The organism is Rhodococcus sp. IEGM 1408, assembly GCF_033142235.1.
Classification (GTDB): domain Bacteria; phylum Actinomycetota; class Actinomycetes; order Mycobacteriales; family Mycobacteriaceae; genus Dietzia.
In genome coordinates this window covers 241,173-262,156 of record NZ_JAWLRW010000004.1, presented here as the reverse complement: position 1 = coordinate 262,156, position 20,984 = coordinate 241,173, and the positions used below count along the sequence as shown (strand labels likewise).

Annotated in this window: 15 protein-coding genes; 14 read left to right on the top strand and 1 reads right to left on the bottom strand. The window is 69.4% G+C overall.

Annotation, left to right across the window (positions count from 1 at the left end; translation table 11 throughout):
* Positions 1–62: 62 nt before the first annotated feature.
* The 12 genes from R4P08_RS08540 to R4P08_RS08485 all read left to right on the top strand — a co-directional run bounded on the left by R4P08_RS08540 (position 63) and on the right by R4P08_RS08485 (position 16,983).
* The gene (locus tag R4P08_RS08540; protein ID WP_317813370.1) at positions 63–755 is read left to right on the top strand and encodes a hypothetical protein; all 693 of its coding nucleotides are present in this window, start codon (positions 63–65) and stop codon (positions 753–755) included.
* Between the two features lie 21 nt (positions 756–776).
* A complete protein-coding gene (locus tag R4P08_RS08535) occupies positions 777–1,499 on the top strand; it encodes a hypothetical protein (protein WP_317813369.1) in 723 nt (240 codons plus the stop codon).
* A 498-nt stretch (positions 1,500–1,997) separates the two neighbouring features.
* Positions 1,998–5,507, top strand: coding sequence for a DNA-directed RNA polymerase subunit beta (locus tag R4P08_RS08530; RefSeq protein ID WP_317813368.1), 3,510 nt, complete (start codon positions 1,998–2,000; stop codon positions 5,505–5,507).
* Between the two features lie 123 nt (positions 5,508–5,630).
* Complete coding sequence (locus R4P08_RS08525; RefSeq protein ID WP_317813367.1) at positions 5,631–9,590, top strand: DNA-directed RNA polymerase subunit beta'; 3,960 nt, start codon at positions 5,631–5,633, stop codon at positions 9,588–9,590.
* Positions 9,591–9,790: 200 nt separating this feature from the next.
* Positions 9,791–11,170 (top strand): glycosyltransferase family 4 protein, encoded by a 1,380-nt coding sequence (locus R4P08_RS08520; RefSeq protein ID WP_317813366.1) that lies wholly within the window; start codon positions 9,791–9,793, stop codon positions 11,168–11,170.
* Positions 11,157–11,876: a class I SAM-dependent methyltransferase gene (locus R4P08_RS08515; RefSeq protein ID WP_317813365.1), complete on the top strand. Its 720-nt coding sequence runs from the start codon at positions 11,157–11,159 to the stop codon at positions 11,874–11,876. Before R4P08_RS08520 ends, R4P08_RS08515 begins: the two co-directional genes overlap by 14 nt.
* A gap of 15 nt (positions 11,877–11,891) precedes the next feature.
* Entirely contained in the window at positions 11,892–13,016 is a 1,125-nt protein-coding gene (locus tag R4P08_RS08510; RefSeq protein ID WP_317813526.1) for a prenyltransferase, read from the top strand.
* Positions 13,017–13,105: 89 nt separating this feature from the next.
* Positions 13,106–13,963, top strand: coding sequence for an LLM class F420-dependent oxidoreductase (locus tag R4P08_RS08505; RefSeq protein WP_317813364.1), 858 nt, complete (start codon positions 13,106–13,108; stop codon positions 13,961–13,963).
* A 135-nt stretch (positions 13,964–14,098) separates the two neighbouring features.
* A complete protein-coding gene (locus R4P08_RS08500) occupies positions 14,099–14,995 on the top strand; it encodes an SDR family NAD(P)-dependent oxidoreductase (protein ID WP_317813363.1) in 897 nt (298 codons plus the stop codon).
* A 53-nt stretch (positions 14,996–15,048) separates the two neighbouring features.
* A complete protein-coding gene (locus R4P08_RS08495; RefSeq protein WP_317813362.1) occupies positions 15,049–16,083 on the top strand; it encodes a pirin family protein in 1,035 nt (344 codons plus the stop codon).
* An 86-nt stretch (positions 16,084–16,169) separates the two neighbouring features.
* Positions 16,170–16,526 carry a GNAT family N-acetyltransferase gene (locus tag R4P08_RS08490; RefSeq protein ID WP_317813361.1) on the top strand — a complete coding sequence of 119 codons (357 nt, stop codon included), beginning with the start codon at positions 16,170–16,172 and terminating at the stop codon, positions 16,524–16,526.
* A gap of 1 nt (position 16,527) precedes the next feature.
* On the top strand, positions 16,528–16,983 hold the full coding sequence (locus R4P08_RS08485; RefSeq protein ID WP_317813360.1) for a carboxymuconolactone decarboxylase family protein: 456 nt from the start codon (positions 16,528–16,530) through the stop codon (positions 16,981–16,983).
* 31 nt (positions 16,984–17,014) lie between these two features.
* On the opposite strand, the gene R4P08_RS08480 is transcribed toward R4P08_RS08485, so the two are convergent.
* Complete coding sequence (locus tag R4P08_RS08480) at positions 17,015–17,431, bottom strand: YccF domain-containing protein (RefSeq protein WP_317813359.1); 417 nt, start codon at positions 17,429–17,431, stop codon at positions 17,015–17,017.
* A 69-nt stretch (positions 17,432–17,500) separates the two neighbouring features.
* Here R4P08_RS08480 and R4P08_RS08475 point away from each other — a divergent pair, with 69 nt between their 5' ends.
* Both R4P08_RS08475 and R4P08_RS08470 read left to right on the top strand, forming a co-directional pair.
* Positions 17,501–18,898 carry a sigma 54-interacting transcriptional regulator gene (locus R4P08_RS08475; RefSeq protein WP_317813358.1) on the top strand — a complete coding sequence of 466 codons (1,398 nt, stop codon included), beginning with the start codon at positions 17,501–17,503 and terminating at the stop codon, positions 18,896–18,898.
* A 64-nt stretch (positions 18,899–18,962) separates the two neighbouring features.
* The gene (locus tag R4P08_RS08470; RefSeq protein ID WP_317813357.1) at positions 18,963–20,984 is read left to right on the top strand and encodes a VWA domain-containing protein; all 2,022 of its coding nucleotides are present in this window, start codon (positions 18,963–18,965) and stop codon (positions 20,982–20,984) included.

Here is a 20,984-nt window from a genome sequence, read left to right as displayed (position 1 = left end):
GGAGCGGCGACCGTTCAGTGGGAGACATTTCAGTGGGGGACAGTGCCGTTGAGGACAGTGCCGTGACCGACAGCGCCGGTAAGGCCAGCGCCGGTGGCGCGGGGGACCGCGCCGAGCGGGACCGTGCCGTCCCGACGTGGCTGGCGGTCGTCTCCGTCATCGTGCTGGTGGCCGGGCTCGCGGCGCTGGGTGTGTTCGGCTCGCGCTACGCCGAGGCACGGTCCGCTCAGGAAGTGGCATCGGAGCGCGAGGCCGTGTCCGAGGTGGCCACGCAGGTGGTCATCAACGCCTTCAGCTTCGACCACCGGGATGTGGACGATTCGCTGCAGCAGCTCGCCGACGCCTCGACGGGGGCCTTCCTCGCGGAGCAGGAGCAGTGGGCCGAGGACGTCCGCACCCGTGTGGTGGAGCAGAAGGCGGTCACCACGGCCACTCCCTCCCAGACCGCGGTGGAGGTTCTGGACCTCGAGGCCGGCGACGCCGCCGTGCTGGTGGTCTTCACCGCCCACTCCGAACGAGAGGGCCAGGACGACATCACGGGCCGCCAGGCGATGCGGGTGGATCTCACCCGTGTGGACGACGAGTGGAAGGCCGACGCGGTCAACCAGGTGGGCGTGACGGTGCCGGTCGGGACCTCCAGCCAGTCCGTGCAGGAGCTCGAGGCGCCGCAGTCGGAGGAAGGCCCCTCCGACACCGCCGACAACGACACCGAGGAGGAGTCGTCCACTGCGCCGACCACCTCCGCCGGTCGATGAGTAAGGACGCCTGAGAAGCTGATGCCACCCATCAAGAGGACCCAGAAGCCCGTCACGCCGCCGTCGCGTCGGCGGTTGGCCGGTCACACCGCCCCTGCCACCGCAACGCCCGAACCCGCGTCCACGCCTGCGCCCGCGCCCGCATCCGGGCCGGGTTCCGCATCCTGGTTGGACAAGACCCGTCACGACGACGAGGTGATCGCTCCCGGGAGCGCCGCCGACGCCGGGGGCGCGCCGGGTCGCCGTCGCCCCACGGGCCGGTCGCTGGCGTACGCCGGCCTCGCGGTGGGGCTGGTGGCCGGGGCCGCGGGCGCGTACCTGTACACCGAGCCGGGCGTGAACGTGGACAACCAGGCGTTCGTCGACCGCGCCGCCACGGACGAGGTCCTGGCGGCGGCCAGCACCAACGTCCAGCGCCTCGTGGCGATCGATCACCAGAGCCTCGACGAGTACCACGACTCGCTGGGGGAGTTCCTCACCCCGAACCTCGTGGCGGAGCTCGACAAGAACTGGCCCGCGCTCCGGGACAGTTACGAACAGTCGGCGACCACCGTCGACGCCCGGGTGAGCGAGGCCGGCCTGTCCTACCTCGCCGACGACCGGGCCGAGGTGTTGCTCGTGCAGGACGTGTCCATGATGCGGGACGGGGTGGCCGCCGGGAGTACCAGCGGCACCTACCTGGTCGGGCTGGACAAGGTCGACGGCGTGTGGAAGCTGTCCCGGATCCCCGACCTGCCCTCCTGACGAGCGGGCGACGCGGGTTCCGGGTGATGGACCGGAGTCCGCGGCGGCAGTCGGCGGAGTGACGCACGAATCGGTGCCGGGCCTGCGATGTCGTGCCGCGTTGCTGGCGGTGCGCTGGCGTGGATCCTTGACGAATGGCCTTTCACCCGTCACCCTTTAGGGGCATCGGGCTACTTGCGAGTGCCCGCGGATGCGACGTCCCGACCGGGAGCCGATGAGGCGAGAGCCACGAGGGCAACCAGCGCAGGGACGGACGACGCACCCGTCCGTGAACAGCCTCCGGGTCCACCCCGTAGACGGCTGGACTTCTGCGCCGCCATGCACTAGATTAGGTCGTTGCGCTGGCTGCTATTTGCACTCTCGTCCGTCCGTGACGGCTCGGCCCCGGTATTCCCGGGTGTACTTCGAGTCCTCGAATCGGGTCGGACCAGGGTGGATACCCGTCGGCGGACCGCTCGCAGATACATCTGTGATCACCGCCCGTGGTGATCACGTGAGGTGCTGGAAGGACCCATCTTGGCAGTCTCCCGCCAGACCAAGTCAGTTTCCACCGTTCCGGGTGCGCCCCGGAGAGTTTCGTTCGCGAAGCTCTCCGAGCCGCTGCCGGTCCCGGGACTGCTCGACCTCCAGACGGAGTCGTTCGAGTGGTTCATCGGGTCGGAGGAGTGGCAAACAAGGGCCGCATCACGCGGCGCCACAAACTTCGAGGGGGGGCTCGAGTCGATCCTCAGGGAGATCTCCCCGATCGAGGACTTCTCCGGATCGATGTCGCTCTCGTTCTCGGATTCGTACTTCGAAGAGGTCAAGGCCTCCATGGAGGATTGCCGCGAGAAGGACCGCACCTACGAGGCTCCGCTGTTCGTCACCGCGGAGTTCGAGAACACCGAGACGGGTGAGATCAAGTCCCAGACCGTCTTCATGGGTGATTTCCCCATGATGACCGACAAGGGCACGTTCATCATCAACGGCACCGAGCGTGTCGTGGTCTCGCAGCTCGTCCGTTCGCCGGGCGTGTACTTCGACCGGAACCGCGACAAGTCCACGGAGAAGGACGTCCACTCCGTCAAGGTCATCCCGTCCCGCGGCGCATGGCTCGAGTTCGACGTGGACAAGCGCGACACGGTCGGCGTCCGCATCGACCGTAAGCGTCGTCAGTCGGTGACCGTGCTGCTCAAGGCGCTCGGTTGGACCACCACCGAGATCAAGGAGCGCTACGGCTTCTCCGAGATCATGATGTCCACCCTCGAGAAGGACTCGGTCGAGGACACGGACCAGGCGCTGCTGGAGATCTACCGCAAGCTGCGTCCGGGCGAGCCGCCGACCAAGGAGTCCGCGGAGGCGCTGCTGGAGAACCTGTTCTTCAAGGAGAAGCGCTACGACCTGGCCCGCGTGGGTCGCTACAAGGTCAACCGCAAGCTCGGTCTGCCGGACCCCGAGGGCGACTCCACCACCACGCTCACGCGTGAGGACATCGCCGCCACCATCGAGTACCTCGTGCGGCTCCACGCCGGCGACGAGTCGATGCAGGTCGAGGGCGGCCGCGAGGTGCCCGTCGACGTCGACGACATCGACCACTTCGGTAACCGTCGTCTGCGTACGGTCGGCGAGCTCATCCAGAACCAGGTCCGCGTGGGTCTGTCCCGCATGGAGCGCGTGGTCCGCGAGCGCATGACCACGCAGGACTCCGAGGCGATCACCCCGCAGTCGCTGATCAACATCCGGCCCATCACCGCCGCGCTCAAGGAGTTCTTCGGAACCTCCCAGATGTCGCAGTTCATGGACCAGAACAACCCGCTCTCGGGTCTGACCCACAAGCGGCGTCTGTCGGCGCTGGGCCCCGGTGGCCTGTCGCGTGAGCGCGCCGGCCTCGAGGTCCGCGACGTCCACGCGTCGCACTACGGCCGCATGTGCCCGATCGAGACCCCTGAGGGCCCGAACATCGGCCTGATCGGCTCGCTCTCCGTGTACGCGCGGGTCAACCCGTTCGGCTTCATCGAGACCCCGTACCGCCGGGTCGTCGAGGGCGTCGTCACCGACGACGTGGACTACCTGACCGCCGACGAGGAGGACCGCCACATCGTGGCGCAGGCCAACTCGGAGGTCGACGCCGACGGTCGCTTCGTCGAGGACCTCGTCCTGGTGCGCAAGAAGCACGGTGACGTCGAGGTCGTCGCGGGTGAGGACGTCGACTACATGGACGTCTCGCCGCGGCAGATGGTCTCCGTGGCCACCGCGATGATCCCGTTCCTCGAGCACGACGATGCCAACCGTGCCCTGATGGGCGCGAACATGCAGCGCCAGGCCGTCCCGCTGGTGCGCAGCGAGTCGCCGCTCGTCGGCACCGGTATGGAGCTGCGTGCGGCCGTGGATGCGGGCGACGTCGTCGTCAACCTCTCCGGCGGCATGGTGGAGGAGGTCTCGGCCGACTTCATCACCGTGATGGACGACAACGGCAGTCGCGAGACCTACCGCCTGGCCAAGTTCGCCCGGTCCAACCAGGGCACCTGTTCCAACCAGCGGCCGATCGTCGACGAGGGTGACCGCGTCGAGGCCGGCCAGGTCCTCGCCGACGGCCCCTGTACCGAGAACGGTGAGATGGCGCTCGGCAAGAACCTCCTCGTGGCGATCATGCCGTGGGAGGGCCACAACTACGAGGACGCCATCATCCTCTCGCAGCGCCTGGTGGAGGAGGACGTGCTCACGTCCATCCACATCGAGGAGCACGAGATCGACGCCCGCGACACCAAGCTGGGTGCCGAGGAGATCACGCGCGACATCCCCAACGTCTCCGACGAGGTCCTCGCGGACCTGGACGACCGCGGCATCGTGCGTATCGGCGCCGAGGTCCGTGACGGCGACGTGCTGGTCGGCAAGGTCACGCCCAAGGGCGAGACCGAGCTGACCCCCGAGGAGCGCCTGCTGCGCGCCATCTTCGGTGAGAAGGCACGCGAGGTGCGCGACACCTCGCTCAAGGTGCCCCACGGTGAGTCCGGGAAGGTGATCGGCGTCCGCGTGTTCTCGCGTGATGACGACGACGACCTGCCCCCCGGCGTCAACGAGCTGGTCCGCGTGTACGTGGCGCAGAAGCGCAAGATCCAGGACGGCGACAAGCTCGCCGGCCGCCACGGCAACAAGGGCGTCATCGGCAAGATCCTCCCCGCCGAGGACATGCCGTTCATGCCCGACGGCACGCCCGTGGACATCATCCTCAACACGCACGGCGTCCCGCGTCGTATGAACATCGGTCAGATCATGGAGACCCACCTCGGCTGGCTGGCCAAGGCGGGCTGGGAGGTGCCGCGTGAGGCGGACGGCTCCCTGCCCGAGTGGGCCGCCAAGCTGCCGGAGGAGATCCACAGCGTCGAGGCCGGCACCAACACGGCCACCCCCGTCTTCGACGGTGCGGCGGACACGGAGATCACCGGCCTCCTGGGCTGCACCCTCCCGAACCGTGACGGCGAGCGGATGGTCAAGGGCGACGGCAAGTCGGTCCTGATGGACGGTCGTTCGGGCGAGCCGTTCCCGTACCCGGTGTCCGTGGGTTACATGTACATCCTCAAGCTGCACCACCTGGTGGACGACAAGATCCACGCTCGTTCCACGGGTCCGTACTCGATGATCACCCAGCAGCCGCTCGGCGGTAAGGCCCAGTTCGGTGGCCAGCGCTTCGGTGAGATGGAGTGCTGGGCGATGCAGGCGTACGGCGCCGCGTACACGCTCCAGGAGCTGCTCACGATCAAGTCCGACGACGTCGTGGGCCGCGTGAAGGTGTACGAGGCGATCGTCAAGGGCGAGAACATCCCGGAGCCGGGTATCCCGGAGTCCTTCAAGGTGCTCCTCAAGGAGCTGCAGTCGCTGTGCCTCAACGTCGAGGTGCTCTCCAGCGACGGCCAGACCGTCTCCCTCGGCGAGGGTGCCGAGGACGACGATCTCGATCGGACCGCCGCGAACCTGGGGATCAACCTCTCCCGCGACGAGTCCTCAGCAGCAGACGAACTGGCGCAGTAGGCGCCGGGGGCGCGCTTCACCGGCGCCCCGATCCCGAGAATTCCACGTTCCACCACGGCGGGCCCCACACCGGCCCACCCCGCGAGGGGCCCGCCATCATCCCACCCGGGAAAGGACGCCTACGTGCAGGACGTCAATCACTTCGACGAGCTGGTCATCAGTCTCGCGACCGCGGATAACATCCGTAACTGGTCCTACGGCGAGGTCAAGAAGCCGGAGACCATCAACTACCGCACCCTCAAGCCGGAGAAGGAGGGCCTGTTCTGCGAGAAGATCTTCGGCCCCACCCGGGACTGGGAGTGCTACTGCGGCAAGTACAAGCGCGTGCGCTTCAAGGGGATCATCTGTGAGCGCTGCGGCGTCGAGGTGACCCGCGCCAAGGTGCGCCGTGAGCGGATGGGCCACATCGAGTTGGCCGCACCCGTCACCCACATCTGGTACTTCAAGGGTGTCCCGTCGCGGCTCGGCTACCTGCTGGACCTCGCGCCCAAGGACCTCGACAAGATCATCTACTTCGCGGCCTACGTGATCACCGGAGTGGACAAGGATCTGCGCCACAACGAGCTCAGCACCCTCGAGGCGCAGATGCTCGAGGAGCGCAAGATCGTCGAGGACGAGCGCGACTCGGACATCGAGGCCCGGGCCAAGAAGCTCGAGGCCGACCTGGCCGAGCTGGAGGCCGAGGGTGCCAAGGCCGACCAGCGCCGCAAGGTCAAGGACGGCGGCGAGAAGGAGATGAAGAAGCTCCGAGAGGGAGCCCAGCGCGAGCTGGACCGCCTCGACGAGATCTGGACCGCCTTCATCAAGCTCGACATCAACCAGATCATTGTCGACGAGGGCATCTACCGCGAGCTCGAGGACCGCTTCGGCGAGTACTTCGAGGGCGGCATGGGCGCCGAGGCGATCCAGACGCTGCTGCTCAACTTCGACCTCGCGGCCGAGGCCGAGATCCTCCGCGACGTCATCCGCAACGGCAAGGGTCAGAAGAAGATCCGCGCCCTCAAGCGACTCAAGGTCGTCTCCGCGTTCCTGCAGTCGGGCAACCACCCGGCCGCGATGGTGCTCGGTGCCGTCCCGGTGATCCCGCCGGAGCTGCGGCCGATGGTCCAGCTCGACGGTGGCCGGTTCGCCACGTCGGACCTCAACGACCTCTACCGGCGCGTGATCAACCGCAACAACCGCCTCAAGCGGCTGATGGATCTCGGTGCCCCCGAGATCATCGTCAACAACGAGAAGCGGATGCTCCAGGAGTCCGTCGACGCGCTGTTCGACAACGGTCGTCGCGGCCGGCCCGTCACGGGCCCGGGCAACCGCCCGCTCAAGTCGCTCTCGGACCTCCTCAAGGGCAAGCAGGGTCGGTTCCGTCAGAACCTGCTGGGCAAGCGCGTCGACTACTCGGGTCGTTCCGTGATCGTCGTGGGCCCGCAGCTGCAGCTGCACCAGTGTGGTCTGCCCAAGCTGATGGCGCTCGAGCTGTTCAAGCCCTTCGTCATGAAGCGTCTGGTGGACCTCAACCACGCGCAGAACATCAAGTCCGCCAAGCGCATGGTCGAGCGTCAGCGCGACCAGGTGTGGGACGTGCTCGAAGAGGTCATCTCCGAGCACCCGGTGATGCTCAACCGTGCACCCACGCTGCACCGCCTCGGCATCCAGGCGTTCGAGCCGCAGCTCGTGGAGGGTAAGGCCATCCAGCTGCACCCGCTCGTGTGTGAGGCCTTCAACGCCGACTTCGACGGCGACCAGATGGCCGTGCACCTCCCGCTGTCCGCGGAGGCGCAGGCCGAGGCCCGCATCCTCATGCTCGCCTCGAACAACATCCTGTCGCCGGCATCGGGTCGTCCGCTCGCCATGCCGCGACTGGACATGGTCACGGGTCTGTACTACCTGACCCGTCTGGACGAGGACGGGACCGGCGCGTACGTGCCGGCCGCCGTCGACTCCCCGGCGACCGGTGTGTACTCGACCTCGGCCGAGGCCATCATGGCCGTCGACCTCAAGGTGCTCGACATCCACGCGCCGATCCAGGTGCGACTGACGATGCAGCGTCCGTCCGCCGAGATCGAGGCGGAGCGCTTCCCCGAGGGGTGGACCCCCGGTCAGGCGTGGATCGCCGAGACCACGCTGGGTCGCGTCATGTTCAACGAGCTGCTCCCGGCGGACTACCCGTTCGTCAACGAGCAGATGCCCAAGAAGCGTCAGGCCGTGATCATCAACGACCTGGCCGAGCGCTACCCGATGATCGTCGTGGCGCAGACGGTGGACAAGCTCAAGGACACCGGTTTCTACTGGGCCACCCGCTCGGGCGTCACCATCGCCATGTCCGACGTGCTGGTCCCGCCGGCCAAGAAGGAGATCCTCGCCGGGTACGACGCCAAGGCCGCGCGCCTGGAGTCGCAGTACAGCCTGGGCAAGATCACCAACGAGGAGCGCAAGAGCGACCTGGTCAAGCTCTGGCAGGAGGCCACCGACGAGATCGGTAACGCCATGGAGGCCAACTACCCGGACTCCAACCCGATCCCGACGATCGTCAAGTCGGGCGCGGCGGGCAACATGACCCAGATCCGTTCGCTCGCGGGCATGAAGGGTCTGGTCACCCGACCGAACGGCGAGTTCATCCCGCAGCCGATCAAGTCCTCGTTCCGCGAGGGCCTGACCGTGCTCGAGTACTTCATGAACACGCACGGTGCGCGTAAGGGTCTGGCCGACACGGCGCTGCGTACGGCCGACTCCGGTTACCTCACGCGTCGTCTGGTCGACGTCTCGCAGGACGTCATCGTCCGGGAGACCGACTGTGGCACCAGCAAGGGTGTCGAGACGACCATCGCCCGCCGCGAGGTGGACGCCCAGGGCGTCGAGACCGGCGTCCTGGACCGGGACGAGCACGTCGAGACCTCGACGTTCGCCCGCACGCTGGCGGAGGACGCGGTCGACGCGTCGGGCACCGTCATCGTGGCGGCCGGCACCGACCTCGGCGACCCGAACATCGAGGCGCTCATCGGCGCCGGCATCGAGAAGGTCAAGGTCCGTTCGGTCCTGACCTGCACCACGGGCACCGGCGTCTGTGCGACCTGCTACGGCCGCTCGATGGCGACCGGTCTGCTGGTCGACATCGGCGAGGCTGTCGGCATCGTCGCCGCGCAGTCCATCGGTGAGCCGGGTACCCAGCTCACGATGCGTACATTCCACCAGGGTGGCGTCGGCGACGACATCACCGGTGGTCTGCCGCGAGTGCAGGAGCTCTTCGAGGCTCGTGTGCCCAAGGGCAAGGCTCCGATCGCCGAGGAGGCGGGCCGGATCCGCCTCGAGGAGGAGGAGCGCTTCTACACCATCACGATCACGCCGGACAACGGTGCGGACGAGGTCGTGTACGAGAAGCTGTCCAAGCGTCAGGGCCTCGCGCACATCGTCCTGGAGGACGGTTCGTCCCGTCCGATCGTCGACGGCGATCACCTGGAGCGCGGTCAGGCACTCCTCGAGGGTCCGCCGGACCCCCACGAGGTGCTGGCGATCCTCGGTCCGAACGGTGTCCAGAAGTTCCTCGTCGACGAGGTGCAGAAGGTCTACCGCGCGCAGGGCGTGTCGATCCACGACAAGCACCTCGAGGTCATCGTCCGCCAGATGATGCGTCGCGTCGCGATCAACGACTCGAACAGCACCGAGTTCCTGCCCGGTGCACTGGTCGAGCGGTCCGAGCTCACGACGGAGAACCGTCGCGTGCTGGCCGAGGGTGGTTCGCCGGCCTCGGCGCGACCGGTCCTGATGGGCATCACCAAGGCCTCGCTCGCCACGGACTCGTGGCTCTCCGCGGCCTCCTTCCAGGAGACCACCCGCGTGCTCACCGACGCCGCCATCAACAAGCGGTCGGACAAGCTCGTGGGCCTCAAGGAGAACGTCATCATCGGTAAGCTCATCCCGGCGGGTACCGGTATCAACAAGTACCGCAACTCGACGGTCGAGCCCACCGAGGAGGCCCGCGCGGCCGCGTACTCCATCCCGGACTACGGCGATGGTTTCTACGGTCCCGAGGACGGCTTCGGCGACGCCACCGGCGCGTCGGTCCGCCTGGACGACCTGGGCTACTGACCCGGCGTACCCGAGCGGTACACCAGGGCTGAACTGCCCACACCGGACCCCCGAGCACCTCGTGTGCCGGGGGTCCGGTGCGTATCCCCGGCCTGGTTATCGCATGCCGGGAACGTGTTCTAGACTTGCCCGATGTGCCCTGGTCCGCCGCGTCCGTCGCGGGGGAGCGGGGCCGACGACCGGAAGGGGGCGATCGAGAAGTGCGAATCGCACTGCTCTCGTACAGGAGCAAGCCACACGGCGGCGGGCAGGGCGTCTACGTCCGGCACCTGAGCCGCGAGCTGGCAGCGCTGGGCCACACCGTCGAGGTGTTCTCCGGTCAGCCGTATCCGGAGCTCGACCCCGGGCCGACGCTCACCGAGGTCCCGAGCCTGGACCTCTACAACGACGCCAACCCGTTCCGCACACCGCACCCCCGTGAGATCCGCGACCGGATCGACCTCCTCGAGGTGCTGACCATGTGGACCGCCGGTTTCCCGGAGCCCCGCACCTTCAGCCTGCGGGCGGCGCGGGTGCTCACGCCCCGACTCGCCGACTTCGACGTGGTGCACGACAACCAGTGCCTCGGCACCGGGTTGCTCGAGCTGGAGAAGGCGGGTTTCCCCGTCGTCGCCACCGTGCACCACCCGATCACCCGGGATCGCGGGCTCGCCATGAAGGAGGCGCCGCTGCGGAAGAAGCTCACCACCTGGCGGTGGTTCGGCTTCCTCGGCATGCAGATCCGGGTCTCCCGCAAGCTGCAGGAGATCATCACGGTCTCCAGCAACTCGGCCGAGGACATCGCGTCCGACTTCGGGGTCGACCCCGACCGGATCGTCACCATCCCGCTGGGCGTGGACACCGACCGCTTCCACGACCGTCGCGACCGTGAGCCCGGCCGCCTGGTCTGCGTGGCCAGCGCCGACCAGCCGCTCAAGGGCGTGCCGATCCTGCTCCGTGCGCTGGCGAAGGTGCGCGAGGACCACCCGGAGGTGCGGCTCACGCTGATCTCCAAGCTCAAGCGCAAGGGGGAGGCCGCCCGCCTGCTGGAGTCGTTGGGGCTGCGCGACTGCGTCGACCTGGTGTCCGGGGTCGACGACGACGAGTTGGCCCGACTCGTGGGCACCGCCGAGATCTCGGTCGTGCCGAGCATGTACGAGGGCTTCTCGCTCCCCGCGGTCGAGGCGATGTCCAGCGGTTGTGCGCTGGTCGCCACCCGCGCGGGTGCCCTGCCCGAGGTCGTGGGCACCGACGATTCGGCGGCCCGGTTGGTCGAGCCCGGGAACGTGGACGAGCTGGCCCGCCAGATCAGCGCCCTGCTGTCCGACCCGGACGAGCGTCTACGCCTGTCGCAGGGCGGGCGCGCGCGGGTGATGGAGCGTTACAGCTGGGCGGCCGTCGCCAGGCGGACCGTCGAGGTCTACCAGACGGCGATCGCCCGCGTCCGCGGCGACGCGCTGCCGGACCTGACCGTCGGCCCGGTCATCGGGCCGGATCAGACAGAGATAGACGAGCACGTCGCCGATGACGTGCCCGAGGTGCTCCCGGATTCCGGGGAGTACGCCATTCGTGAGCAGGAGGACGCGCATGCTGACCGCTGATTTCAATCGTCTAGGGGTAACCCCCGGCATGCGAGCCATCGATGTGGGGGCCGGCCTCGGTCGGCACACCTTCGAGCTCTACCGCCGTGGCGCCGATGTCACCGCGTTCGACCAGAACGCCGATGAGATGCGCCAGGTCACCGAGATGCTCGCCGCGATGGAAGCCGAGGGCGAAGGCCTGCCGGAGTCCAGGGGCGAGGCCACGACCGGTGACGCGCTGAACATGCCCTACGAGGACAGCACGTTCGATCTGGTGCTCATCTCCGAGGTGCTCGAGCACGTCCCCGAGGACACCAAGGCGATCGCCGAACTGGTCCGGATCCTCAAGCCGGGCGGGGTCGCCGCGGTGACCGTGCCGCGCGAGTGGCCCGAGAAGCTGTGCTGGAAGCTCTCCGACGCCTACCACTCGAACCCGGGCGGCCACTGCCGCATCTACACGGCCGAGGAGCTGGGCTTCAAGCTCCGCTCCGCCGGCCTGGAGGTCACCGGCACGGGCTTCGCGCACGCTCTGCACGCGCCGTACTGGTGGCTCAAGTGCGCGGTGGGTACCCAGAACGACGACCACCCGCTGCCCAAGGCCTACCACCAGCTCCTGGTGTGGGACCTCATGAAGGGGCCCTGGATCACCCGCACGGCGGAGAAGCTGCTCAACCCGGTGATGGGCAAGTCCATCGTCTTCTACCTGCGTAAGCCCGCGGAGGCCTGATCGTCCGTGCACACGATGACAGGCGGAATCGACCGTTCCCGACCCGTGCCCAGTGTGCCGGGGGTCCTCGACGCCGAGGCAGCGCGTGCCACGGGTGCGTGGATCGCCTCCGTGCAGCGTCCGAGCGGTGAGATCCCGTGGTTCACGGGGGGTCACACCGATCCGTGGGACCACACCGAATCGGCGATGGGATTGTCTGTCGCGGGCCAGTGGGAGGCCGCCGAGAAGGCGTACGGCTTCCTGCGGGACACCCAGCGCAGTGACGGTTCCTGGCCGGTCAAGTGGCAGGACGGCGTGGTGGTCGACGGAGACATCGACGCCAACTTCTGCGCCTACGTGGCGGTCGGGGTGTGGCACCACCACCTGGTCGCCGCCCAGCCCGGGTTCCTGCAGTCCATGTGGCCCACGGTGCGCCGGGCGCTCGACCTGGTCCTGACCTTCCAGGGTCCGGAGGGTCAGATGTGGTGGGGTGCCGGGCCGGAGGGCTTCGACGAGGTGGCCCTCATCACCGGTTCGTCGAGCATCCACCACGCGCTGCGGTGCGGGGTGGCGATCGCCGAGGAGCTGGGGGAGACCGCCCCGGACTGGGACGCGGCCGCCGACTCGCTGGGCCACGCCCTGCGCGCGCATCCGGAACTGTTCACGCCCAAGCCCGAGTTCTCCATGGACTGGTACTACCCGGTTCTCGGTGGGGTCTTCGTGGGGCAGCAGGCACAGGACAGGCTGGACTCGTTGTGGGACGAGTTCGTGGTCGACAGCCTGGGCATCCGTTGCGTCAACCACCGGCCGTGGGTCACCGGCGCAGAGACGTGCGAGCTGGTGCTCGCGCTGGAGGCGGCGGGGCGCCACGAGCAGGCCCTCGAGCAGTTCACCAACATGCAGCACCTGCGGGACACCGACGGTTCCTACTGGACCGGGCTGGTGTTCGCGGACGGCAAGCGTTGGCCAGTGGAGCTGAGCACGTGGACCGGGGCGGTCATGCTGCTGGCCGCGGACGCGCTCTCGCGCGCCACGCCGGGTAACGAGATCTTCCGGTACGTCTCGGACCACACCTCGCAGCGACTGGAGTCGAACCCGGGCGATCCGGCCGAGTGCGCTCCTGGCGAGATCTGCCCTCCCGTCCCCGTCTCCGTGCGCTAGTCTGTCGGAAACCGTCACTGGACACTTGTCTGATCAGGTGTCAGGGCCGTGGAGGCCCGCGGCGGTGACGACGCGCCCCGAGGAGACCCATGGAATTCGGACTCACCCTGTTCACCAGCGACCGGGGCATCCGGCCGACCACCGCCGCGGTGGCCGCGGAGAGGGCGGGGTTCTCGGCGTTCTACGTGCCCGAGCACACCCACATCCCGGTCCGGCGTGAGGCCGCGCACCCGGGGACCGGCGGTGCCGAGCTCCCCGACGAGCGCTACTCCCGGACCCTGGACCCGTGGGTCGCGCTCGCCGCGGTGTCCTCGGTAACCTCGACGATCCGACTCGGTACCGCTGTCGCGATCCCGGTCGAGAGCGACCCGATCACGCTGGCCAAGACCATCGCCTCGGTCGACCACCTCTCCGACGGCCGCACCGTTCTCGGGGTGGGCTACGGCTGGAACCTCGACGAGATGGCCGACCACAACGTGCCGCCCAAGCTGCGCCGCACGATGCTGCGCGAGTACCTGGAGGCCATGCGTGAGCTCTGGAGCCGGGACGAGGCCGAGTACCACGGGCAGTTCGTGGACTTCGGCCCCAGCTGGGCCTGGCCCAAGACCGTCCAGAAGGGCGGGCCCCGCACGCTCGTGGGCGCGGCCGGCAACGAGAAGAACTTCAAGTGGATCTGCCGCAGCGCCGATGGCTGGATGACCACGCCGATCTCCGAGGACATCGCCGGTAGCGTGCGACAGCTGCGCGAGCTGTGGGCGGAGGCCGGTCGCGAGGGCGAACCGTACATCGTGGTCCTGGACGGCAAGCCCGTCCCCGAGAAGATCGAGATGTACCGCGAACTCGGTGTGCATGAACTCGTCTACGGCACCCCGGACAAGTCGGAGGAGGAGGTGCTCGCCTACATCGAGCGCCTGGCCGGGAAGCTCGGCCTCGGAGTTCCCGCATGACTGGTGTCCGCATGACTGGTGTCCGCATGACTGGTGTCCGCATGACAGGTTCCCGCATGACAGCGGGCGCACGACAGTGACCGCATGACAGCGACCGGCTGACCGGGGCCCCGGTACGGCGGTACCGTTGGGTCCATGGACACAGAAGTCACCGCCATCCCCGTCGTCGTCGTCACCGGGGCGGGAGGTGGCCTGGGTGCCGCCACCACCGCGCTCTACGCCAGCCGCGGCTGGCACGTCGTCGCCGTCGACCTCACCGCGCCGCCCTCGGGCCCCGGTATCACGTCCGTGGCGGCCGACGTCACCGACTCCGCGTCCCTCAAGGCGCTCGCCGATCGCGTCCGTGCCGAGCACAACCGGCTGGACGCCGTGATCACCTTCGCCGGGGTGCTGGGGATCGGCCCGCTCGCCGAGACGGACCCCGAGCGGGTCCAGCAGGTGCTCGACGTGAACGTCATGGGCACCGTCCGCACCGTCCACGCCCTGTTCGACCTGCTCCGCTCCAGTGGCGGCCGCGTGGTGCTCATCAGCTCGGAGACCGGCCCCCAGCACGGGATGCCGATGAACGGCGCCTACGCCATGAGCAAGCACGCGATCGAGGCCTACGGCGACTCGCTGCGGCGCGAACTCATGTTCCTCGGCCCGGACGTGGTGCTGATCCAGCCCGGCCCCTTCCGGACCGGGATGACCGCATCGATCCGGCGTCGCTTCCAGGAGTCCACGCTCCCGGGCTCGCCGTTCGCTGCCATGGCCGCGGTGATGGGGGAGATGGCGGCGGGCGAGGACGACAAGGCCACCGACCCCGGAGTCCTCGCCGAAGCCGTGTGGACCGCCGGCACCACCGACCGGCCCCGCCACCGCTACGCGGTGCGGTGGGACCTGGGCCGCCGCCTCCTCGACCACCTCCCGGTCCCACTGGTGGACAAGGCGCTCACCCTGGCTCTCGGCGGGAAGATCGACGCCAAGAAGCTCGAACTGCGCCGGGAGGCGGCCGAGGCGCTCAGCGTCGCCGAGGCGGAGGCGCGGCCGTGAGCGATCTGCCGTGAGTGATCTGCCCTGATCCACACAGACGCGGAGGATCTGACATGAGCAACGTGGAGTCCCGCCCCGAGGAGATCGAGTGCGAGGCGGGCGGTGCGCCGGGCGGGCCCGAACCCGGCGGCGCGGCCGTGGAGATCCTCACCTCGCGAGAGGTACCGCTCGGCGGGCCGCGGGCGATGACCGTCAGGCGGACGCTGCCGCAGCGGCAACGCTCGCTCATCGGCGCCTGGTGCTTTGTCGACCACTACGGGCCCGACGACGTCACGGCCTCCGGCGGCATGGACATCCCCTCGCACCCCCACACCGGCCTGCAGACCGTCAGCTGGCTCTTCGAGGGCGAGGTGACCCACCACGACTCCGGGGACAACCACGCGGTCGTGCGGCCCGGGGAGCTCAACCTCATGACCTCCGGCGCCGGCATCTGCCACACGGAGGTCTCGACCCAGGACACGACCACGCTGCACGGGGTGCAGCTGTGGACCGTGCTCCCCGAGCGTGACCGCGAATCCAGCGGCCGCGGGTTCGACCACTACGTGCCCGAGCCCGTGGCCTTCGAGGGTGGCTCGGCACTGGTCTTCCTGGGCTCGCTGCTGGGCTCGTCGTCGTCGATCACGACCTTCTCACCTCTCCTCGGCGCGGAGCTCCGCCTGGACCCCGGTGCCGCGCTCCGGCTCGACGTGGACCCGGAGTTCGAGCACGGGCTGCTGGTGGACGCCGGTGACGTCACGCTGGGCGGAGTGACCGTCGAACCCGCCCAGCTGGGCTACACGGGTGTCGGCGAGACCTCCCTGACGATCCGCAACACCGGGTCCACCCAGGCGCGCATGATCCTGATCGGTGGGACCCCGTTCGACGAGGAGATCGTCATGTGGTGGAACTTCATCGGCCGCACCCACGACGAGATCGTGCGCTACCGGCAGGAGTGGGAGGCGGGGGCGGACCGCTTCGGGCGGGTCCACGGGTACATCGGCCATGACCCGGACGGGCTCACCCGGTTGCCCGCGCCCACCCTGCCGGGCACCGTTCTCACGCCGCGCGCCAACCCGGCCGCGCGGGCGCAGACCGGGAGACCCAGCTGACCAGAGACCCAGCTGACCAGAGACCCAGCTGACTGAAAAGACCCAGCTGACTGAAAAGACCCAGCTGACCGACGGAAGGACTCGAGATGACCGAGTACACCGACAAGACCGGCGCCACCGTGACCGTGGAGCGCGATCCGGCGCAGGACGCCTACCAGATCCGCGACGCCAGCGGTGAGGTCGCCGGCCACGCCCACTTCCGCGAGCGCGACGGCGAGCGGATCTTCCACCACACCGTGGTCGACGAGCGCTTCGGCGGCCGGGGCATGGGCACCGCGCTGGTCCGCGGCGCCGTCGAGGCCACCCGCGACGAAGGCGTACCCGTCGTGGCCGAGTGCGGCATGGTCAAGGGATTCCTGGAGAAGAACGACGAGGAGTTCTCGGGCGCCTACCGGCCGTCCACCCCCGAGGACAGGGCCTGGCTGGCCGGCGGGGACGACTGACGTGGGGGTCCCGCAACTGGACCGCGCCCCGCGCGAGGTCTACAAGCAGCTCGTGCGCACCGCGGTCGCCTCCCGGGAGGCGTCGACGTCCGCCGGGCTGTCCGAGACGCTCCTCGAGCTGGTCAACGTGCGGGTCTCACAGCTCAACGGCTGCGCCGCCTGCCTGGCTACGCACGTGCCCGCCGCGCGGAAGGCGGGGGTCTCCCAGGAGCGCCTCGACCTGCTGCCGGCGTGGCGGGATCTCGACGACTTCGGCGAGCCGGAGCGGGCCGCGCTGCGGCTGGCCGAGACGCTCACGACACTCGACGACGTGACGGAGCGTCACGCCGCCACGGCGGCCGCCGCGGAGGTGTTCGACGACGATCAACTCTCGGCGTTGGAGTGGTCGATCGTGCTGATCAACGCGTTCAACCGGGTGTCGATCGCCAGTCACCACCAGGTGCGGCTGGAGGACTGAGCGGGCGGTCAGCGGCGGAACCGGTGGGTGATCAGCGACTGGCGACCGGGAGCATCGCCGCGCGGTCGGAGCGGATGATCTCCTTGCCGAAGGGGAAGCACGTCACGGGGATGAGCTTGAGGTTGGCCCAGGCCAGCGGGAGCCCGATGACCGTGACGGCCTGGGCGAGCGCGGTGGCCACGTGCCCGAGGGCCAGCCAGATACCGGCGACGACGAACCAGATGACGTTGGCGGCGGCGCTCACCCCGCCGGGGCGGCCGCGGTCCACGACCTCGCGACCGAACGGCCACAGGACGTAGGCCGCGATGCGGAAACTCGCGACGCCGAACGGGATCGTGATGATGAAGACGCACGCCAGGATCCCCGCGAGGACGTAGCCGACGAACAACCAGATCCCGGCCGTCACGAGCCAGATCAGATTGAGGACCAGGATCAGGACGGAACGCATGCCGCCCACTCTAGGCGCGCGACAACAGGACACGAGCGCAGCAGGCCCCGCAGGGTTACCGTGGGCGGTGTGAGCGACAAGCCGGACATCCAGACCCTCGGCCAGCTGCGCGCCGCGGGGTACACCAGCCGAACCCTGCGCGACGAGTTGCGCGCGAACCTCCTCGCACAACTGGCCGCGGGCCGGGACCCGTGGCCGGGGATGCACGGCTTCGAGTCGACGGTGATCCCGCAGGTCGAGCGGGCGGTCATCGCGGGCCACGACATCGTCCTGCTGGGCGAGCGCGGGCAGGGCAAGACCCGCCTGCTGCGCACGCTGGTGGGTCTGCTCGACGAGTGGTCGCCGGTGGTGGCCGGTTCCGAACTGAGCGAGGACCCGCTCGCCCCGATCACCGCGGTGACGCGGGACCGGATCGCACTCGAGGGAGATGAGCTGCCGATCGCGTGGCGGCACCGCTCCGAACGCTACGTGGAGAAGCTCTCCACCCCCGACACCTCCGTGGCGGACATGATCGGCGACGTGGACCCCATGCGGGTCGCGGAGGGTCGCCGACTCGGTGACCCGGAGACGATCCACTACGGGTTGGTGCCGCGCGCGAACCGCGGGATCGTGGCGCTCAACGAGCTCCCCGACCTGGCCGAGCGGATCCAGGTGGCGCTGCTCAACGTCATGGAGGAGCGGGACGTGCAGATCCGCGGCTACGTGCTGCGGTTGCCGCTCGACGTGCTGGTGGTGGCCTCGGCCAACCCGGAGGACTACACCAACCGCGGCCGCATCATCACCCCGCTCAAGGACCGTTTCGGCGCGGAGATCCGTACCCACTACCCGCTGGACCTGTCCGACGAGATCGCCGTGGTCCGGCAGGAGGCCGACCTGACCGCGGAGGTGCCGGACGCGCTGCTGGAGCTCCTGGCCAGGTTCACCCGCGAACTGCGGACGTCCGATTCCGTCAACCAGGCCTCGGGGGTGTCCGCGCGCTTCGCCATCGCGGGCGCGGAGACCATCGCCGCGGCGGCTCGGCGGCGCGCGGCCGTCCGGGGCACCGACGACCCGGGGGAGGCGGTCGCGCGGCTCGTGGACGTGGACGCCGCCGTCGACGTCCTACGCGGCAAGGTCGAGTTCGAACCCGGTGAGGAGGGCCGCGAGCCCGAGATCCTGCGCTACCTGCTGCGCAGCGCCACGGTCGACGTCGTCCGCGACCTCTTCCGCGGCCTCGACTTCGCCCCTCTGGTCGAGTCGTTCGACGGCTCGGTGACGCTGACGACCGGCGCCAGCGTGACCGCGGCGGAGTTCCTCGCGGCGCTGCCCGAGCTGTCCGAGCCGGGGTTGTACGACCAGATCGCCGAGCGCCTGGGTGCGACCTCCGCGGGTCAGCGGGCCGGGGCGATCGAACTCGCGCTGGAGGGGCTGTACCTCGCCCGGCGCCTGTCCAAGGAGACCGGGGACGGCGCCGCCGTCTACGGCTGACGATCCGAGGCGCCTCGAGGCGGTCGGGAGGCGGCCGGGAGGTCGCCGGACAAGGAGGTTCGCGATGTCGCGAGCAGAACGCCGCGCCCGCTACGGCCGGTTCACCGGTGGCCCGGACCCGCTCGCGCCGCCGCTCGACCTGTCCGAGGCGCTCGACGCGGTATCCGAGGGGGTGATGGCCGGGTACTCGCCCGAGCAGTCGATGCGGGAGTTCCTGCGCCGCGGCGGCAGCGACCAGACCGGCCTGGACGAGCTCGCCGGCAGGGTGCAGCGCCGCCGCCGCGAACTGCTCGATCGGCACCACCTGGGCGGAACGCTGGAAGAGGTGGCCGAGCTCCTGAATTCGGCATTGCTGGCCGAGCGCGGGCAGCTCGCCCGCGACACGCAGATGGACCCGATGGACCGCACCCTGCGGGAGATGACCATCGAGAATCTCCCGGACTCCCCGGCCGCGGCCGTCGGGGAGCTGGCCGACTACGACTGGGCGTCCGCCGAGGCGCGGGAGGCGTACCGCCGGATCCAGGACCTGCTCGGGGCGGAAGCTCTGGACGCGCGGTTCGCCGGAATGAAGCAGGCCCTGGAGAACGCGACCGACGCCGACCGCGAGGCCGTGTCGGAGATGCTGGCCGACCTCACCGAGCTGCTCGACAAGCACTCCCGCGGGGAGGACACCCCGGAGGACTTCGAGCGCTTCATGGACAAGCACTCCGACGCCTTCCCGGAGCAGCCCGAGAACATCGACGAGCTGATCGACGCGCTGGCCAAGCGGTCGGCTGCCGCGCAGCGCATGATGCGGTCGATGACCGCGGAGCAGCGCGAGGAGCTCATGGCGCTCTCGCAGCAGGCGTTCGGGTCGCCCGAACTCATGGCGCAACTCGGGCGGCTCGATGGTCTGCTGCAGTCCCTGCGGCCGGGCGAGGACTGGGACGGCTCCGAGGACTTCGGCGGCGACCAGGGACTCGGCTTCTCCGAGGGGGCCGCGGCGATGGCCGAGCTCGGCGACCTGGACAGGCTTGCCGAACAGCTCGCGCGGGGCACCGAGGGGTCGCCGCTGTCCGAGCTCGACCTGGAGGCCGTGGCCCGTCACCTGGGCGGCGAGGCGGCCGTGTCCCTGCGGACCCTGGCGAAGCTCGAGGAGTCGATGCGGGAGTCCGGCTACCTGACCCGGCGCCCCGACGGCGACCTCAGGCTGTCCCCGGCCGCGCTGCGAAAGCTGGGGGGATCGTTACTGCGGGATGCCGCACGTCGGCTCTCGGGTCGGACGGGCGCCCGTGACACCCGCGTCTCCGGCGCGGCCGGGGAACAGACGGGGTCCAGCCGGGAGTGGCGGTTCGGCGACGTCGAGTCGTGGGACGTGCCGCGGACCGTCACCAACGCCATCACGCGGCTGGCGGCGGAGGGCGGTGATCCTCGGGGCGGGATCCGCCTGCTCCCCGACGACATCGAGGTACGCGAGACCGAGGCGCGCACCCAGGCGGCGGTCGCGCTGCTGGTCGACACGTCGTTCTCCATGGCCATGGAGGGCCGCTGGGTGCCGATGAAACGCACGGCGCTCGCGCTGCACCACCTGGTCAGTACGCGCTTCCGGCAGGACGAGTTGCAGCTCATCTCGTTCGGCCGCTTCGCCCAGACGCGGACCGTGGAGGAGTTGCTCTCTCTGGACGCCGAGTACGAGATGGGGACCAACCTGCACCACGCGCTGCTGCTGGCCGGCCGCTTCTTCCGCAGGCACCCGTCCATGCAGCCGGTCCTGCTGGTGGTGACAGACGGGGAGCCCACGGCCCATCTACTCGGCAGCGGGGAACCGTGGTTCGGCTACCCGCCGGCGCCCGAGACCATCCGCACCACCGTCGACGAACTCGACCGGGTCGCCCGGTTCGGGGCGCAGACGACGTTCTTCCGGCTGGGCGAGGACCCAGGGCTCGGCCGCTTCCTCGACGCGTTGGCCCGCCGCGTCGGCGGGACGGTGGTCGCCCCGGACGTCGACGACCTGGGCGCCGCCGTGGTCGGCAGGTTCCTGCACTCGCGCCGCGGCCGCCCGGGCACGGGTGATCCGTGGAACGCGGGCGGCCGCTGGGCGGTGTAG

Coding starts and splice junctions, on each gene's coding strand:
- R4P08_RS08490 (WP_317813361.1), top strand. CDS start 16,170: ATGACCGAGTACACCGACAAGACCGGCGCCACCGTGACCGTGGAGCGC.
- R4P08_RS08505 (WP_317813364.1), top strand. CDS start 13,106: ATGGAATTCGGACTCACCCTGTTCACCAGCGACCGGGGCATCCGGCCG.
- R4P08_RS08480 (WP_317813359.1), bottom strand. CDS start 17,431: ATGCGTTCCGTCCTGATCCTGGTCCTCAATCTGATCTGGCTCGTGACG.
- R4P08_RS08535 (WP_317813369.1), top strand. CDS start 777: ATGCCACCCATCAAGAGGACCCAGAAGCCCGTCACGCCGCCGTCGCGT.
- R4P08_RS08470 (WP_317813357.1), top strand. CDS start 18,963: ATGTCGCGAGCAGAACGCCGCGCCCGCTACGGCCGGTTCACCGGTGGC.
- R4P08_RS08500 (WP_317813363.1), top strand. CDS start 14,099: ATGGACACAGAAGTCACCGCCATCCCCGTCGTCGTCGTCACCGGGGCG.
- R4P08_RS08510 (WP_317813526.1), top strand. CDS start 11,892: ATGACAGGCGGAATCGACCGTTCCCGACCCGTGCCCAGTGTGCCGGGG.
- R4P08_RS08515 (WP_317813365.1), top strand. CDS start 11,157: ATGCTGACCGCTGATTTCAATCGTCTAGGGGTAACCCCCGGCATGCGA.
- R4P08_RS08495 (WP_317813362.1), top strand. CDS start 15,049: ATGAGCAACGTGGAGTCCCGCCCCGAGGAGATCGAGTGCGAGGCGGGC.